This window comes from Actinacidiphila yeochonensis CN732 (genome assembly GCF_000745345.1).
Taxonomy (GTDB): Bacteria; Actinomycetota; Actinomycetes; order Streptomycetales; family Streptomycetaceae; genus Actinacidiphila; species Actinacidiphila yeochonensis.
The window spans coordinates 1,177,667-1,192,228 of sequence record NZ_JQNR01000003.1 but is presented as its reverse complement, the minus strand read 5'-3'; the positions used below and the strand labels follow the sequence as shown (position 1 = coordinate 1,192,228).

The 14,562-nt window shown below is 74.3% G+C and carries 14 protein-coding genes, 1 tRNA gene and 1 pseudogene; 9 read left to right on the top strand and 7 right to left on the bottom strand.

Annotated features, from left to right (window positions below; translation table 11 throughout):
* Positions 1-83 precede the first annotated feature (83 nt).
* Positions 84-566: a MarR family winged helix-turn-helix transcriptional regulator gene (locus BS72_RS06570; protein ID WP_037907135.1), complete on the top strand. Its 483-nt coding sequence runs from the start codon at positions 84-86 to the stop codon at positions 564-566.
* Between the two features lie 261 nt (positions 567-827).
* Positions 828-1,082 (top strand): annotated as a pseudogene (locus BS72_RS06565) (hypothetical protein); the annotation flags it as partial.
* Between the two features lie 10 nt (positions 1,083-1,092).
* Here the strand turns inward: BS72_RS06565 and BS72_RS06560 are convergent.
* The gene (locus BS72_RS06560; RefSeq protein WP_037907131.1) at positions 1,093-1,818 is read right to left on the bottom strand and encodes an isocitrate lyase/PEP mutase family protein; all 726 of its coding nucleotides are present in this window, start codon (positions 1,816-1,818) and stop codon (positions 1,093-1,095) included.
* Positions 1,815-2,273, bottom strand: coding sequence for a carboxymuconolactone decarboxylase family protein (locus BS72_RS06555; protein ID WP_037907130.1), 459 nt, complete (start codon positions 2,271-2,273; stop codon positions 1,815-1,817). Before BS72_RS06555 ends, BS72_RS06560 begins: the two co-directional genes overlap by 4 nt.
* A 293-nt stretch (positions 2,274-2,566) precedes the next feature.
* Here BS72_RS06555 and BS72_RS06550 point away from each other — a divergent pair, with 293 nt between their 5' ends.
* Together BS72_RS06550 and BS72_RS06545 are read left to right on the top strand one after the other, a co-directional pair.
* Positions 2,567-3,751 carry an SPFH domain-containing protein gene (locus BS72_RS06550; RefSeq protein WP_037907127.1) on the top strand — a complete coding sequence of 395 codons (1,185 nt, stop codon included), beginning with the start codon at positions 2,567-2,569 and terminating at the stop codon, positions 3,749-3,751.
* A gap of 124 nt (positions 3,752-3,875) precedes the next feature.
* The gene (locus tag BS72_RS06545) at positions 3,876-4,997 is read left to right on the top strand and encodes a hypothetical protein (protein WP_232792229.1); all 1,122 of its coding nucleotides are present in this window, start codon (positions 3,876-3,878) and stop codon (positions 4,995-4,997) included.
* Between the two features lie 122 nt (positions 4,998-5,119).
* Here the strand turns inward: BS72_RS06545 and BS72_RS06540 are convergent.
* A tRNA-Cys gene (locus tag BS72_RS06540) sits at positions 5,120-5,194 on the bottom strand.
* A gap of 356 nt (positions 5,195-5,550) precedes the next feature.
* On the opposite strand from BS72_RS06540, the gene BS72_RS06535 reads away from it, so the two are divergent.
* Positions 5,551-6,993, top strand: coding sequence for an MFS transporter (locus BS72_RS06535; RefSeq protein ID WP_037907125.1), 1,443 nt, complete (start codon positions 5,551-5,553; stop codon positions 6,991-6,993).
* 1 nt (position 6,994) lies between these two features.
* Here the strand turns inward: BS72_RS06535 and BS72_RS06530 are convergent, their stop codons facing one another.
* From BS72_RS06530 to BS72_RS06520, 3 genes are all read right to left on the bottom strand, one after another.
* Complete coding sequence (locus tag BS72_RS06530) at positions 6,995-7,483, bottom strand: hypothetical protein (protein ID WP_051950763.1); 489 nt, start codon at positions 7,481-7,483, stop codon at positions 6,995-6,997.
* A 118-nt stretch (positions 7,484-7,601) separates the two neighbouring features.
* Positions 7,602-8,432 carry a heavy metal-binding domain-containing protein gene (locus BS72_RS06525; RefSeq protein ID WP_107498672.1) on the bottom strand — a complete coding sequence of 277 codons (831 nt, stop codon included), beginning with the start codon at positions 8,430-8,432 and terminating at the stop codon, positions 7,602-7,604.
* 94 nt (positions 8,433-8,526) lie between these two features.
* Positions 8,527-9,540, bottom strand: a complete 1,014-nt coding sequence (locus BS72_RS06520) for a heavy metal-binding domain-containing protein (RefSeq protein WP_051950713.1) — start codon at positions 9,538-9,540, stop codon at positions 8,527-8,529.
* A gap of 284 nt (positions 9,541-9,824) precedes the next feature.
* Between BS72_RS06520 and BS72_RS06515 the strand changes: the two genes are divergently transcribed.
* Complete coding sequence (locus BS72_RS06515; protein WP_037907123.1) at positions 9,825-10,022, top strand: hypothetical protein; 198 nt, start codon at positions 9,825-9,827, stop codon at positions 10,020-10,022.
* A complete protein-coding gene (locus tag BS72_RS06510) occupies positions 10,019-10,399 on the top strand; it encodes a type II toxin-antitoxin system death-on-curing family toxin (protein WP_037907117.1) in 381 nt (126 codons plus the stop codon). The genes BS72_RS06515 and BS72_RS06510 overlap by 4 nt, the downstream gene beginning before the upstream one ends.
* Positions 10,400-10,411: 12 nt before the next feature.
* On the opposite strand, the gene BS72_RS06505 is transcribed toward BS72_RS06510, so the two are convergent.
* Positions 10,412-10,942 carry a GntR family transcriptional regulator gene (locus BS72_RS06505; protein WP_037907115.1) on the bottom strand — a complete coding sequence of 177 codons (531 nt, stop codon included), beginning with the start codon at positions 10,940-10,942 and terminating at the stop codon, positions 10,412-10,414.
* Positions 10,943-11,205: 263 nt separating this feature from the next.
* On the opposite strand from BS72_RS06505, the gene BS72_RS06500 reads away from it, so the two are divergent.
* Together BS72_RS06500 and BS72_RS39460 are read left to right on the top strand one after the other, a co-directional pair.
* A complete protein-coding gene (locus tag BS72_RS06500; protein ID WP_037907111.1) occupies positions 11,206-13,002 on the top strand; it encodes a DEAD/DEAH box helicase in 1,797 nt (598 codons plus the stop codon).
* A 603-nt stretch (positions 13,003-13,605) separates the two neighbouring features.
* Positions 13,606-14,430, top strand: a complete 825-nt coding sequence (locus tag BS72_RS39460) for an IclR family transcriptional regulator (RefSeq protein WP_037907109.1) — start codon at positions 13,606-13,608, stop codon at positions 14,428-14,430.
* Positions 14,431-14,562: the final 132 nt, after the last annotated feature.

The window sequence follows — 14,562 nt, the reverse complement described above, 5'->3', positions numbered from 1 at the left end:
ACCGGCTTCCTTGACTTTCCTGGGCAAGTGAAAATATACCGGGCTGACTTTCCTGGTCAAGTCATGAGGGATAGGGTGGGGCCATGTCACGACTCAGCGGCGACGACCTCGAAACCTGGTCGGCCCTGGCCACCGTCCTGGAATGGCTACCGACCGCCCTTGACGCGCAGTTGCAGCGGGACGCCGCACTCACGCACTTCGAATACGGCGTGATGTTCGCGCTCGCCAACGCTGATGACCGCACCCTGCGGATGAGCACCCTGGCCGGCTACTCCAACAGCTCCCTGTCCCGCCTCTCGCGCGCGGTGGCCCGCCTTGAGGCGAAGGACTGGATCCGCCGGGCACCCGACCCGACCGACGGTCGCTTCACCCTCGCCACCCTCACCGACGCCGGCGAGCGCAAAGTGGAGCAAGCAACCCCCGGGCACATGGCCACCGTCAACCGGCTGGTCTTCGATTCCCTGACCACAGCCCAGACGCGGCAATTGCGCGATATCAGTCGACGTATCACCACGGCCATCCGCGCGGAAGACGGCTGGACGCCGCCCACGAAGGCCACCCCGTGAACGAAGCGTCGTCCCGATCGCGGGCCAGCCGCGGGGCGAGGACTCCCCAGATCATCAGGTGAGTCGGCCGAGCGCGAGCCGGAACCCGCGCGCTCGTCGACACCAGAGCGGGGCCCTCGCTCGGGTTCACGCCACACCGCGCACGGGAACCCGCGAACTCGCACGCTTCGGGGCGTGCCCAGCAGAAGGCGGACGGAGGCGCGAAAGGCCGTCGCTTCCCTGGCCGAGGCCGGTGCTTCGGTGCGCGTGATCGCCGAGCAGATCGCCCGCTGCGCCGAGGTGGAACCCCGCCTCGCCCAGGTCCGGGTCCTGGAGCACCGGATCGGCGTCCGACCGACCCGATCCGCGGTCCGCGCGGAGGCGGCGCGGCGGGAGGACGGCACGCTGATCGTCCACAACTACGGGCACGGGGGAGCGGGCGTCACGCTGTCCTGGGGCCGCGCCGAGGAGACCCACCGCCTGACGGGCCGGGCGCGCGCTGCCGAGGGGCCGCGTGGCAGCGCGCGCCCGACCTGATCCCGCCGCGCTACGCCAGCAGGCCGCGGGCCATCTCCCGTACCGCGTCCAGGGCCTGGTGGTGCAGGCCGCCGCCGAAGGTGACCCGGGTGGCGCCGAAGCCGCCCAGCTCGCGGGGGGACGGGCCGCCCGGCCTGCACAGGGCGTTGACGGGCAGGCCGGTGGCCTCGGCGAGGTCGGCGAGCAGTTCGGGCGGTGCCGTGATCGGGTACAGGCAGTCCGCGCCGGCCTCGGCGTAGCGGCGGCCGCGTGCCACGGCGGCGGCGAGGGTCCGGTCGCCGCGCAGGAAGGTGTCGATCCGCGCGTTGACGACCAGCGCGTCGCCGGCCGCCTCCCGCACCGCCGCCAGGTAGTCGGCCTGCTCGCCGGGGTCGCGCAGCCGCCGCGTCGCCGGGTCGGAGTCCTCCAGGTTGCAGCCGGCGGCGCCGATCTCCAGCAGCCGCTCGGCCAGCTCCTTCGCCGGCAGCCCGTAGCCCGCCTCGACGTCGGCGGTCACCGGTACGTCCACGGCGCGGACGACGCGGGCCACCGCAGCGAACATCTCCTCCACGGGCGTGTGCTGCCCGTCGGCGTACCCGAGGGCCGCGGAGACGCCCTCGCTCGGCGTGGCCAGCGCCGGGAAGCCCGCCTCGGCGAAGACCCGGGCGCTGGCGGCGTCCCACGGCCCCGGCAGCACCAGCGGGTCGCCCGCCGCCCGCCCGTGGTGCAGCGCGCGCAGCGCCGCCCCCCGGCTCACACGAGCCTGCCGGGCGCGACGCGGTAGGCGACGTTGAGCCGGTTCCAGGCGTTGATGGCGGTGATCGTGCCCACCAGGCGGGCGAGTTCGTCCTCGTCGAAGTGCCCGGCCGCCTCCTGCCACACCGCGTCGGGCACGAAGCTGCCCGCAGGGCCCCCGGTGAGCAGCGTCATCGCCTCGGTGAGGCCCAGCGCCGCCCGCTCCCTGGCGGTGTAGACGCCGTCGGTCTCCTGCCAGGCGTCCAGCAGGAAGAGCCGCTCGTCGGCCTCCCCGGCCTTGCGGGCGTCGCGGACGTGCATGTCCAGGCAGAAGGCACACTTGTTGAGCTGCGAGGCGCGGATCTTCACCAGCTCCGCCACTGTCGGGTCCAGCCCCTGGGCGGCGGCCCTGCTGAAGTCCCGCATCGCCTGGAACATGTCCGGCGCCTGTTTCGAGTACGTGCCGCGTTGCGTCATACCCCGACGCTACGGCCCGTTCCGCGCGCGCGGGTGGCCCACTCGGGACCGGCTTTCGTGGGCCACTTCCCGGACGCGGGCGGGGAACCGGGCGGAGTCCTCCGGGGAGCGGGCGGGGAACCGGGCGGAGTCCTCCGGGGAGCGGGCGGGGAACCGGCCCGGGTGGCGTCGGCGTCATGGGCGGTGGCGCGCGCGGCGGTAGAGTGCGCTGGTCCAGGCGTTCCGAGCGCCGGGGCGGGACGAGGACGGCAAGGAGCGCGCGCCGGCCGTGGCGCGCGGGAAGGACGGGGGACGTGGGACTCTTCGACGCGATCCGCGGCGAGTTCGTCGACATCGTCGAGTGGACGGACGACAGCCGCGACACCATCGTGTGGCGGTTCCCGCGCCACGACAACGAGATCAAGATGGGCGCCAAGCTCGTCGTCCGCGAGTCCCAGACGGCGGTGTTCGTCAACGAGGGCCAGATCGCGGACGTGTTCACGCCCGGCACCTACACCCTCCAGACGCAGAACATGCCGCTGCTGTCCACCCTCAAGGGCTGGAAGTACGGCTTCGACTCGCCGTTCAAGGCCGAGGTCTACTTCGTCACCACCCGGCAGTTCACCGACATGAAGTGGGGGACGGCCAACCCGGTCATCGTCCGGGACCCGGAGTTCGGCATGGTCCGGCTGCGGGCCTTCGGCGCGTTCGCCGCGAAGGTCGTCGACCCGGCCGCGCTGCTGCGCGAACTGGCCGGCACCGACCCGCAGTTCCGCACCGAGGAGGTGCAGGAGTACCTGCGGCAGATGGTCGTCGGCAAGCTCGCGACGGCGCTGGCGACCTCCGGGGTGCCGATGCTCGACCTCGCCACCCGGCAGGACGCGCTGGGCACGCAGCTGGCCGCCGCGCTCAGCAAGGAGCTGGAGCCGGTCGGCATCGTCCTGCCCCGGTTCGTGATCGAGAACATCTCGCTGCCGCCGGAGGTCGAGCAGGCCATCGACGCCCGCTCGCGGATGGGCATCGCCGGCGACCTCGACCAGTACACGCGCTTCCAGGCGGCCAACGCGATCGGTGACGCGGCCCGCAACCCCGGCGGCGGGGGTGAGGGCGTCGGCCTCGGCGTCGGCATGGCCATGGGGCAGCGGATCGCCGCGAGCCTGGCCCCGCAGCCGCAGCAGTTCCAGCAGCCCGTCCAGCAGCAGTTCCCACAGCCGGGCCAGCAGCAGTTCCAGCCCCAAGCGGCCCCCGCCCCGGCCGCCGCCGTACCGCCGCCGCTGCCGCAGCAGGCGCAGTGGTTCACCGGCGCGGGCGGCGTCCAGCAGGGGCCGTACGACCTGGCCGCGCTCGCCCAGCAGGTCGGCACCGGCGCCCTCACCCGCGAGACGCTGGTGTGGAAGGACGGCCTGGCCGGCTGGCTGGCGGCGGGCCAGGTGCCCGAGCTGGGCGGCCTGTTCGGCGCGGTGCCGCCGCCCCTTCCGCCGCTTCCGCCGCAGGGCTGAGCGGGGACCGGGAGCGGGCCCGGCACAGACCGGGCGGTACGGCAAGGCGAGACCGGACACGGCAAAGCCAGGGCAGGGCAGGCCAGGCGAGGGCAGGCACGGACACGAGGGTGGGGAGCAGGGGATGAGCGGCGACGAGCTGACGGCGTCGGAGGCAGCGGGCACGGCGGGGCCGGAGAGCGGCCACCTGGTCGCCGGGCAGTCGTACCCCTGCGAGGCATGCGGCGCCAGCGTGGAGTTCAAGCCGGGTACGAGCACGCTCAAGTGCCCGTACTGCGGCCACGAGCAGGCCGTGGCGGCGGTGGCCCGCGAGGTCCGCGAGCACCCGATAGCGGAGCTGCTGACGCTCCCGGACAAGCCGCGCGCGGCCGTCCTCGGCGCCGCCCGCGCCTTCGTCTGCCCCGGCTGCGGTGCCCGCACCGAGACCGACGACCTCTCCGCCCGCTGCCAGTTCTGCGCCACGGCGCTGGTCGCCGACCCCGAACTGACCGAGCGGGTGGTACCCGAGGGGGTCGTCCCGTTCGGACTCGACCGCGCCGCGGCCCGCGAGCGGCTGCGCGAGTGGACCTCCTCGCGCTGGTTCGCGCCCTCCAGCCTGAAGAAGGTCACCGAGGCCGAGACGTTCAAGGGCAGCTACCTGCCGCACTGGACGTACGACTCCGCCACCGTCTCGTCGTACCGGGGCGCGCGCGGCGAGCACTACTACACGACCGAGACGCGGGACGGCGAGGAGGTGCAGGTGCGGCACACCCGCTGGTACAACGTCTCCGGCACGGTCGCCCGGGACTTCGACGACGTCCTGGTCGCCGGCACCGTCCACGTGGACACCAAGCGCCTCGACAAGCTCACCCCCTGGCCGCTGGACGAGGCCCGCCCCTTCCAGCCCGAGTACCTGGCCGGGTTCCAGACCGTCCGCTACGACGTGGAGCCCGAGGACGGGCTGGAGACCGCGAAGCAGCGGATGGCCGTGGCCATCGAAGCCGACTGCCGCCAGGACATCGGCGGCGACGAGCAGCGCGTCCACTCCGTCGCCACCCAGTACGACCAGGTCACCTTCAAACTCCTGCTGCTCCCCGTCTGGTTCCTCACCTACCTGCACGCCGGCAAGCCCTGGCAGGTCATGCTGAACGCCCGTACCGGCGAGGTGGTCGGCAAGCGCCCCTACAGCGGGGTGAAGATCACCGCGGCCGTCGTCGTCCTGCTCGCCGTGGTGGCCGCGGTCGTCGCGGTGGTCCAGCTCCGCTGAGGCGGCGGGGCGGCGGGCTGGCGGGGCGGCGGTCAGCTCCGGGCAGCGCTGGGCGTGGAGGTCCGGAGCCAGCTGAAGGCCGACGAGGCGGACGAGGCCGACGAGGATCGTCGCAGGTTGTCTGGAGGCCGCGACCGGATTCGAACCGGTGTATCTCGCTTTGCAGACGAGTCCCTAAGCCACTCGGGCACGCGGCCGTGCTGTTCTCGCACGGACGACGATGCCGTGTGCGGGCCGGCGGGTCAACGGGTCCGGGCGGGAAGCCACGGTGGGCAACAGGACCGCCATGCTCCGTTCACAAAAGGGCACCCGCGCCCGGGCACCCGCGCCCGGGCCTCCTCGCGTGGGCATGGATGCCCCGTCCCCCCGTTCCCTCCCGTCCGTCCGCTTCCGACCGCCGGTGGCCTCCCGCGGACGCCCGCGCACGGTGCGGCCTCCCCCCGCCCCGGACGCCGCCCCGCGCACCCCGGACGTGCGGAGTAGGACCAGCGGACCACCGCCGACCGGGCTCCGGCCAGGGGCCACGGCCCGGTTCGCCCCTTACGCTTGCCGGATGACGATTTCCGACACGCGGGACGGGGAACGCCGGGCCGGGCCCGGGGGCGCGGAGGACGGCGGGGGAGTCCTCGGCCACGCCTACCGGGCACTCACCTTCGGCATCGTGTCCGTCGTCCTCATGATCGCGTTCGAGGCGACCGCCGTCAGCACCGCGATGCCCGTGGCCGCGCGCGACCTGCACGGGCTCGGGCTCTACGCGTTCGCGTTCTCCGCGTACTTCACCACCTCGCTGCTGGCCATGGTGGTCAGCGGCCAGTGGTGCGACCGGTCCGGCCCGCTGGCGCCGCTCTCCGCCGGGATCGCCGGCTTCGCGGGCGGCTTGGTCCTCAGCGGGACCGCCGCGTCCATGCCGGTCTTCGTCCTGGGCCGGGCCGTGCAGGGCCTCGGCGGCGGCCTGGTGATCGTGGCGCTGTACGTGGTGGTCGGCCGCGCCTACCCCGAGCACCTGCGGCCCGCGGTGATGGCGGCGTTCTCCGCGTCCTGGGTGGTGCCCTCCCTGGTCGGGCCGGTGGTCTCCGGGACCGTCTCCGAACACCTCGGCTGGCGCTGGGTGTTCCTCTCCATCCCGGTCCTGGTGGTGCTGCCGCTGGCGGTGATGCTGCCCGCGCTGCGCCGCGCCGCCGCGGGCGGCCCGCACGAGCCGGCGGCCGAACGGCCCCGGATGGACCGCCGCCGTATCGGACAGGCCGCCGCGCTGAGCGTCGGCGCGGCGCTGCTCCAGTACGCGGGCCAGGACCTGAGGCCGCTGTCGGCGGTGCCGGCGCTGGCGGGCGCCGCGCTGCTGGTGCCGTCGGCGCTGCGGCTGCTGCCGCGCGGCACGTTCCGGGCCGTGCGCGGGCTGCCCACGCTGATCCTGCTGCGGGGCATCGCCGCCGGCTCGTTCATCGTGGCCGAGAGCTTCGTGCCGCTGATGCTCGTCACCCAGCGCGGCCTGTCCCCGACGCTCGCCGGGCTCTCCCTCGCCGGTGGCGGCCTGACCTGGGCGGCCGGGTCCTGGCTGCAGGCCCGGCCGCGGTTCGCGCCCGCCCGCGAGCGGCTGGTGCGGGTCGGGCTGGTCCTCACCACCACGGCGATAGCCGCCGTGCCGCTGGCGCTGCTGGACGCCGTGCCGCCGTGGCTGGTGGCCGCCGCCTGGTGCGTGGGCGGCCTCGGCATGGGGCTGGCGATCTCCGCGCTGAGCGTGCTGATGCTGCGGCTGTCGCCGCCCGAGGAGGCCGGCACCAACTCCGCCGCGCTCCAGGTCAGCGACGCCCTGTCCAACGTCCTGCTGATCGCCGCGGGCGGCACCGTCTTCACCGCGCTGGGCGGCGGCTCCACCACGGCCACCGCCGCCTCGGCCGCCCACCCGGGCGCCTTCGCCGCGGTCTTCCTCCCGGCCGCCGCCATCGCCCTCACCGGCGCCGCGCTCGCGCCCCGCCTGCGCGCCCGGCGGACGTGACTCAGCCGTCCAGCAGCAGCTTCTCCAGGGCGGCCCGGGCGCGGGCGTCGGACTCGGCCCGCCGCCCGACCGCCGTGGCCAGTTCGGTCGCCCAGGCGTCCAGCGGCACCGGCGTCCGGGACAGCACCACACCGCGTACCACGGTGGCCACCTCGCCCTGCGGCCGTCCCTGCGCCAGGGTCAGGATCAGCCGCCGGTCGTCCAGGGTGACCTCAAGCCTCTCCACCCGGCCGGCGCGCCCCGCGAGCCGGTCGCTCATGGTGCGCCTGCGCTCCAACGCCACCGAGCCGGGCGGCAGGGCGTCCGCCAGCGACTCGGTCAGCACCCGGGCGTAGACCTCCAGGTCCGCCGCGTCCCGGCGCAGCGCGGCGGCCACCAAGTCGATCGACGCGCCCGGAGCCGCCTCCGTCTCCGCCTTCGCGTCCGCGTCCCGCGCCGGTTCGGCGCCCGACTCCCGCGCCCGTTCCGGGAGCGGATCGTGCTCGCTCATCGTCTTCCCCATGCCTGATCGTTGTGTCGTCGCCTGCCGGGCGCCGAGCCCGCCGGCCATTGAGGCCCGCCGAGGCCCGCCGAGGCCCGCCGAGATCTGCCGAGATCTGCCGAGCCTGTCAGCCGTCGAGGCTGAGCACCATGGTGGGCCGTTCGATCTCGTGGTCCGGCCGCAGCGGCCGGACCGCCGTGCCGATCGAGAAGAACTCCGTGGTGTGCCCGCCCCACCGGTGGTTGTGCGCGTTGAGCTGCACCCCGACGACGCCCTCCGCTTGGAGCGCCTCCGCCTCCGCCTGCATCCGGGCCATGGCCAGCTCGCGGGCGTCGTACAGCGCCTGCGTGAACTGCTCGATCTCGACGTTGCGGCCCATGTTCGACATCACCGCGCCTATCCGCTGGTGCGCGATGTGGTAGACGCAGGTGCCCATGACCATGCCGAGCGGCGCGTAGCCGGCCCGGATCAGCGTCCAGAAGTCCTGCCCGGAAAGGTCCGAGGTGAAGGGCTGGCCCTTGTTGTTGCGCCAGGTGCCGCCGCCGGGGGGCGGGTTGTCGGCCTTGACGGCGGTACCGATCGCGATGAACTCCGCGACGTCCTTGCCGAACTCCCGCGCCTCCACCGTCAGCCGGACCCCGACGATGCCGTCGGCGCCCAACTGCGCGGCCTCCGCCTCCATCCGGGTCATGGCCAGTTCCCGGGCGTGGTACATCGCCTGGCTCAGCGTGTCCAGCTCCTGGTTCTTGCCCCAGCGGCCGAGCTGGATGCCGACGTGGTAGATCGAGCTGCCGAGCACCAGGCCGATCGGCTTGAAGCCCGCCTCGCGGACGAGGAGGAACTCGTTCACCGACAGGTCGCTGGTGAAGATCGACCCCGCGCGGCCGGGCTCCAGCTCCGACAACCGGCGCATCGCGTCCGCGGGAACGCCCTCGGCACTCGGCTGTTCGTTCGTCATGTCAGTACCCCTCGTCCACCGTGCGGTCGGTTCGGATCGGTCGTCGGGAGCGCCATCCCGCGCCGGCCGGCGCGGGGGCGGTCCGGGAGGGCCGTCACTCGTTCAACTCGCTGATCTCCTCGACCAGCCGCCGGTACTCCATGCGGTCCCCGTAGGGGCTGGACTCCACGGCCGCCAACCGCTTGCGCAACCTGGCCCCGCGGTCGCCCAGCGGCATCACGGACAGCGTCCGCGGCGGCGGCTTCCGCAGCCGGAACCGCGCGACGGTGGTGCCGACCATCGTCGCCTCCGCGACGTGGTCCTCCTGCTCGGAGTTGCCGGACTGGATGCAGCTCTCCGCCCACACCCGCAGCCGGCTGTCGGCCATGATGATCCCGTCGCCGCCCCGCCCGGCACTCTGCGCCCGGAGCTGCCGCCGCGCGTCGGAGCGCACCTCGCTGACCAGATCGGTCCACCCGGTCACCTCCACGTTGGACCACGAGTACGTCTGCGACGTGGTCCGGTAGTCGTCGTGCCGCACCCCGATGGACATGCCCACCAGCAGCTCGACCGGCACCCATCCGGAGCCGAGCAGCTTCGCGAAGCCCTCGCCGTCCAGGTGCGAGGTGAACGGCTGTACGGCGCGCTCGGTGCCCCGAGCCCGCACCGCCGTGCCGATCACCTTGAACTCCAGGCAGTTCACCTGCCCGGTGAACGGGGCCATGGTCAGCTCGGCGGCCACGACTCCGTCACCGCCGAGGGCCCGGCACTCGGCGGTCATGCGCCCCAGCGCGGTGCGCCGGGCCTGGTCGAAGACGCCGACCAGCTGCTGGGACGGGGCGCCGTTCCCCGACAGGGCGACCGGGGCGCCGCTCGTCGAGCCGAAGCTGTAGCGGTACCGGGCGGCCCCCGGGAACTGGCAGTCGTGGTAGCCCCAGAAGCGGCCGCTGCGCCCGATGCGGAAGACCGCCGACCCCATCACCTGGCCCACCGGCTCGAAGCCCACGGAGCGGACCGCGGCGAACTCCCCGGTGGAGAGCGCCGACGTCCACGTCCCGCTCCGCTCAGCCGAGGCCAGCCGCCCCGCAGCGGTGGGAGGCAGCCCCTGACCGTTCCACGGCACCGACATGTGTCCCCCGTTTCCCGCGCTCCCGCCAGGTGAGTGGGCGAAGCCCTGCCCCGAACTTTAGACCGTGCCCCGCGTGCCGTGACGGACGAGTGGCCGGTGCCGGGCGGCCTGTCGCGCCGGAGCGGGGAAGGGGGCCGAGGAGGCACCGGCGGCCGCGCGGATCGCGCGCACGGCGGGGCCGGGACAGCGGCGGGAAAGGCGGCGTGAACGGCAGTGGGAACGGCAGTGGGAACGGCGGCGAAAATGGCGGGCGGCCGAACGCCGGCGGACACTACCGTCGGCCCATGCCCGAACTGACCGTGACCCTCACCCACGACGAACTCGACGCCCTGCGGCGGCACGCCGACGCGGAGGACCGCCCCATGGAGTCGATCGCCCGTGACGCCGTCCTCCGGGCCGTCGGTGAGCGCTCCCGGCGCTTCGAGGAGGCCGCCGCCCACGTGCTCCGGGCCAGCGCCGAGCTGAACCGCAGGCTGGCATGACGCCCGCGCCGCACCACCTCGCGCCGGCCGAACTGCTCGACCTGGCCGCCCGGCTCGGCCGCCCCGACGTCCGCGACCGCGGCCTGCTGGAGTCGGCCCTCGCCCGTCCGCGCGCCGCCGTCTTCGGCCAGGACGCCTACCCCGGCGTCTGGGAGAAGGCAGCGGCCCTCATGGTGTCGCTTGTCCGCAACCACCCGATGGTGGACGGCAACAAGCGCCTGGCCTGGTACGCGGCCTGGGTCTTCCTCCACCTCAACGGCCACCGGCTGCGCCCCGGCTTCGACGTGGACGAGGCGGAGGCGTTCGTCTACGCGGTCGCCCAGGGCGAGCTGGACATCCCCCGTGTCTCCGCGACGCTGCCCCGGTTCGCCGGCTGAGAGCCGCCGGGCTCACTCCGTCCGCAGCTCGTACCGCAGGCGCTGCCCCGCGGCCGGGAAGACGGACAGGTCGACCTGGAAGGGCCGCTCCCGCTCGTCCAGCGTCACCCGGGCCAGGCACAGCACGGGCTCGCCCGGCGCCAGGCCCAGCGCGGCGCGTTCGGCGGCGTCCGCGAGACGGGCCGAGACCTCCTCGCGGACCCGGGCGGGAGACCGGCCGAGGGAGGCCAGGTAGGCGACGGCGCCGCCCTTGATCTTCGCCGTCCCCGCCAGCGGGGTGCCGCGTGCGACCTCCACCGGGTAGTAGGTGTCGGTCAGCTCACAGGGCCGCTCGTCGAGGTACATGACCCGCCGCCGGACGATCACGGTGGCGCCGTCCGGGAGCCCCAGCGGCCCCGCCACCTCGGCGGGCGCGGCCACCTCCGCCGCCTCGACGATCCGCTGCGTGCCCTTGCGGCCCCGCGCGGCCGCCTCCTCGGCCCAGGTCTCCCCGGGCCGGGGCGCCACGTACGGAGCCGATGTGCTGGTCCACTCTCCCGCCACGCCATGTCCCCTTCCGTTCCCCCGGCGAACGCGCGCCGCGCCACCCCCGGAGCCCCGCGCCGTACGAGCCCGGCAGCACCGTACCGGCCCCCGCCCCGGGCCGTCCCGGACCCCGCCGGGCCGCGCTGTGAGGTGTGTCGCAGCGCGGTCCGGGGTGGGGCGTCGGGGCCGGAGGGGGGTGGGCGGGCCGGTAGGCTGAGGCGGTTTTCGTACCGAAGGAAGGAGCCCGGCGCGCGCCCGGCCGGCTGCCGCGACGACCCCGTATGGAGACCGTGACTACCCCCGTATCCCCCTCCCACCACCTGTCGCCCGCCTTCCCCGGCCGCGCCCCCTGGGGCACCGCCAACAAGCTGCGGGCATGGCAGCAGGGAGCCATCGACGCGTACGTGGCCCGGCAGCCCAGGGACTTCCTGGCGGTGGCGACACCGGGCGCGGGCAAGACCACCTTCGCGCTCTCCCTGGCGTCCTACCTGATCCACAACCACCTGGTGCAGCAGATCACCGTGGTCGCGCCGACCGAGCACCTGAAGACGCAGTGGGCGGACGCGGCGGCCCGGATAGGGATCAAGCTCGACCCGGACTACAGCGCCGGCCCGGTGGGCCGGGAGTACCACGGCGTGGCCGTCACCTACGCGGGCGTCGGCGTGCGGCCCATGCTCCACCGCAACCGGTGCGAGCAGCGCAAGACCCTGGTGATCCTGGACGAGATCCACCACGCCGGCGACAGCAAGTCCTGGGGCGAGGCGTGCCTGGAGGCGTTCGAGCCGGCCACCCGCCGGCTCGCCCTGACCGGCACCCCGTTCCGCTCCGACACCAACCCGATCCCCTTCGTCGTCTACGAGGAGGGCAACGACGGCATCCGCCGCTCCTCCGCCGACTACACGTACGGCTACGGCAACGCGCTCGCCGACGGCGTCGTCCGCCCGGTGATCTTCCTCAGCTACTCGGGCACGATGCGCTGGCGCACCCGGGCCGGCGACGAGCTGTCCGCGCGGCTCGGCGAGCCGATGACGAAGGACGCGGTCGGGCAGGCGTGGCGGACCGCGCTCGCTCCCACCGGCGAGTGGATTCCGAACGTCCTCAAGGCCGCCGACACCCGGCTGAGCGAGGTCCGCAAGGGCATCCCGGACGCGGGCGGCCTGGTGATCGCCACCGACCAGGACTCCGCCCGCGCCTACGCGAAGCTGATCCGCGAGATCACCGGCACCAAGGCCACGGTGGTGCTCTCCGACGACCCGGGCTCGTCCAAGCGGATCGAGGAGTTCAGCGCCTCGGAGGACCGGTGGATGGTCGCCGTCCGGATGGTCTCCGAGGGCGTCGACGTGCCGCGGCTGGCCGTCGGCGTCTACGCCACGACGATCTCCACGCCGCTGTTCTTCGCCCAGGCCGTGGGCCGCTTCGTGCGGTCCCGGCGGCGCGGCGAGACCGCGTCCGTCTTCCTGCCGACCATCCCCAACCTGCTGGAGTTCGCGGGGGAGATGGAGGTCGAGCGCGACCACGTGCTGGACCGCCCGAAGAAGCAGGGCGAGGAGGACCCGTTCGCCGAGGAGGACAAGCTCCTGGCGGAGGCGGAGAAGGAGCAGGACGAGGAGACCGGCGACGACATGCTGCCGTTCGAGGCGCTGGAGTCGGACGCGGTCTTCGACCGGGTGCTGTACGACGGCGCCGAGTTCGGCATGCAGGCCCACCCCGGCAGCGAGGAGGAGCAGGACTACCTCGGCATCCCCGGGCTGCTGGAACCCGACCAGGTGCAGATACTGCTCCAGCGGCGCCAGGCCCGGCAGATCGCCCACAGCCGCAAGAAGCCGGACGACGAGGCGGACCTGCTCGAACTGCCCGCCGAGCGGCGGCCCGTGGTCAGCCACCGCCAGCTGCTCGAACTGCGGAAGCAGCTGAACACCCTGGTGGCCGCCTACCACCACCAGAGCGGCAAGCCGCACGGCGTCGTCCACAACGAGCTGCGCCGGGCCTGCGGCGGCCCGCCGAGCGCCGAGGCCACCGCCGGGCAGCTGAACGAGCGGATCAAGAAGGTCCAGGAGTGGGCGACCCGGATGAAGTGACCGCCCGCCGGGGGCGGCCGCGTGGCGTGACGGCCTGACGGGCCGGGTGCGAAGCGGCCGCCCGGGGCGGAGGTTCGCGCGCGTGGGCCCGGGGCGCCGTTGTCCCGGGCCGCCTTCGTCCGGGGGCGTCGCTGCTCCGGGCTGCCGCCCTGGGCGTCAGCGGCGGGTTGCGCGGCGGACTTTCGCGGCGGGTCCGGCGTGGCGGGTCCGGCGTGGCGGGTCCGGCGTGGCGGGTTCGGCGCGGCGGCGGTGCCGCCGGAGGGGTGCCACCCCGAGCCGGGGTGTCACTGCGACGAGTGACACCCCGGCGGGTGAAACCCGCCGTTTGGTGCCGCGGATTGCGGGTTCTTGGGACGAATTGCGGACCTTTGGCATGTCAAGACCAGGTCAAGACAGCGCCCGGATTGTGGACGACCCCTTCCGCTGAGCGGTACTCCCTCGCTAGCGTGCCGGTCACGCACGCGCCGTGGCAGTGCAGCCGCGGAGCGCAGCCGGTATTCAGAACCGACCGGCGGCCTCTCCGCGCACTGCCGTTGGGACCGGCGGTGCGGAGCCCCCAGGGGTCCAGTGGGACGCGCCGCCGATTCACGAGGAGGGGGCGTCGTGACCGCGGAGACGTCTCAAACGCTCGACCGGGGCCTGAGGGTCCTGAAGTTGCTCGCCGACACCGATCACGGCCTGACCGTGACCGAGTTGGCGTCCAGGCTGGGCGTGAACCGCACGGTGGTCTACCGCCTGCTCGCCACGCTCGAACAGCACTCGCTGGTCCGCCGGGACCTCGGCGGGCGGGCCCGGGTGGGGCTAGGCGTGCTGGGCCTGGCCCACCAGGTGCACCCGCTGCTGCGCGAGGCCGCGCTGCCCGCGCTGCGCTCGCTGGCCGAGGACATCGGCGCCACCGCCCACCTCACCCTCGTCGACGGCTCCGAGGCGCTGGCCGTGGCGGTGGTCGAACCGACCTGGACCGACTACCACGTGGCCTACCGCACCGGTTTCCGCCACCCGCTGGACCGCGGCGCGGCCGGGCGGGCCATCCTCGCCGGGCGCGGCATCCGGCCGGCCGCCGACGGCCTCGGCTGGGAGCGGGTGCACCGGGACGGCTCGGTCGAGCCGGCCGGCGCAGCCGGGGCGTACGCGGGCGGCGTCCTCTCGGGCGGCGGCTACCAGGGCTTCGCCGACTACGCGCTGCGGCCGGTGGGGACGGACGACCAGGTCGACGGCACCGACCAGGTCATGGGCGGGGAGCACCTCCGCTACGTGATCACCTCGGGCGAGCTGGAGGCGGGCGCCAGCGGCGCCGCCGCCCCGCTGCTGGGGGTGCCCGGCATCGAGGGCAGCGTCGGCGTGGTGATGCTCGTGGACTCGGTACCCGAGCGGGTCGGCCTGCGGGTCGTCGAGGCGGCCACGGAGGTCTCCGAGGCCCTGCGCTGACCCGCAGGACGGCAGGACCCGCGGCCGCTGTCCCCGCCCCCGTCCCTGCCGCCTGACGGGGTCCGACGCGGCTGCGTCGGGGCGCGGCCGCGGGACTGACCGGGCCCGGGCGCGGCCGGGGGAGCAGCGGGT

Bases quoted from the DNA above. Each gene is read 5' to 3' on its own strand.
- BS72_RS06515 (WP_037907123.1), top strand. From the start codon at position 9,825: ATGCCCGAACTGACCGTGACCCTCACCCACGACGAACTCGACGCCCTG.
- BS72_RS06545 (WP_232792229.1), top strand. From the start codon at position 3,876: ATGAGCGGCGACGAGCTGACGGCGTCGGAGGCAGCGGGCACGGCGGGG.
- BS72_RS06500 (WP_037907111.1), top strand. From the start codon at position 11,206: ATGGAGACCGTGACTACCCCCGTATCCCCCTCCCACCACCTGTCGCCC.
- BS72_RS06530 (WP_051950763.1), bottom strand. From the start codon at position 7,483: ATGAGCGAGCACGATCCGCTCCCGGAACGGGCGCGGGAGTCGGGCGCC.
- BS72_RS06535 (WP_037907125.1), top strand. From the start codon at position 5,551: ATGACGATTTCCGACACGCGGGACGGGGAACGCCGGGCCGGGCCCGGG.
- BS72_RS06510 (WP_037907117.1), top strand. From the start codon at position 10,019: ATGACGCCCGCGCCGCACCACCTCGCGCCGGCCGAACTGCTCGACCTG.
- BS72_RS06520 (WP_051950713.1), bottom strand. From the start codon at position 9,540: ATGTCGGTGCCGTGGAACGGTCAGGGGCTGCCTCCCACCGCTGCGGGG.
- BS72_RS06555 (WP_037907130.1), bottom strand. From the start codon at position 2,273: ATGACGCAACGCGGCACGTACTCGAAACAGGCGCCGGACATGTTCCAG.
- BS72_RS06525 (WP_107498672.1), bottom strand. From the start codon at position 8,432: ATGACGAACGAACAGCCGAGTGCCGAGGGCGTTCCCGCGGACGCGATG.
- BS72_RS06570 (WP_037907135.1), top strand. From the start codon at position 84: ATGTCACGACTCAGCGGCGACGACCTCGAAACCTGGTCGGCCCTGGCC.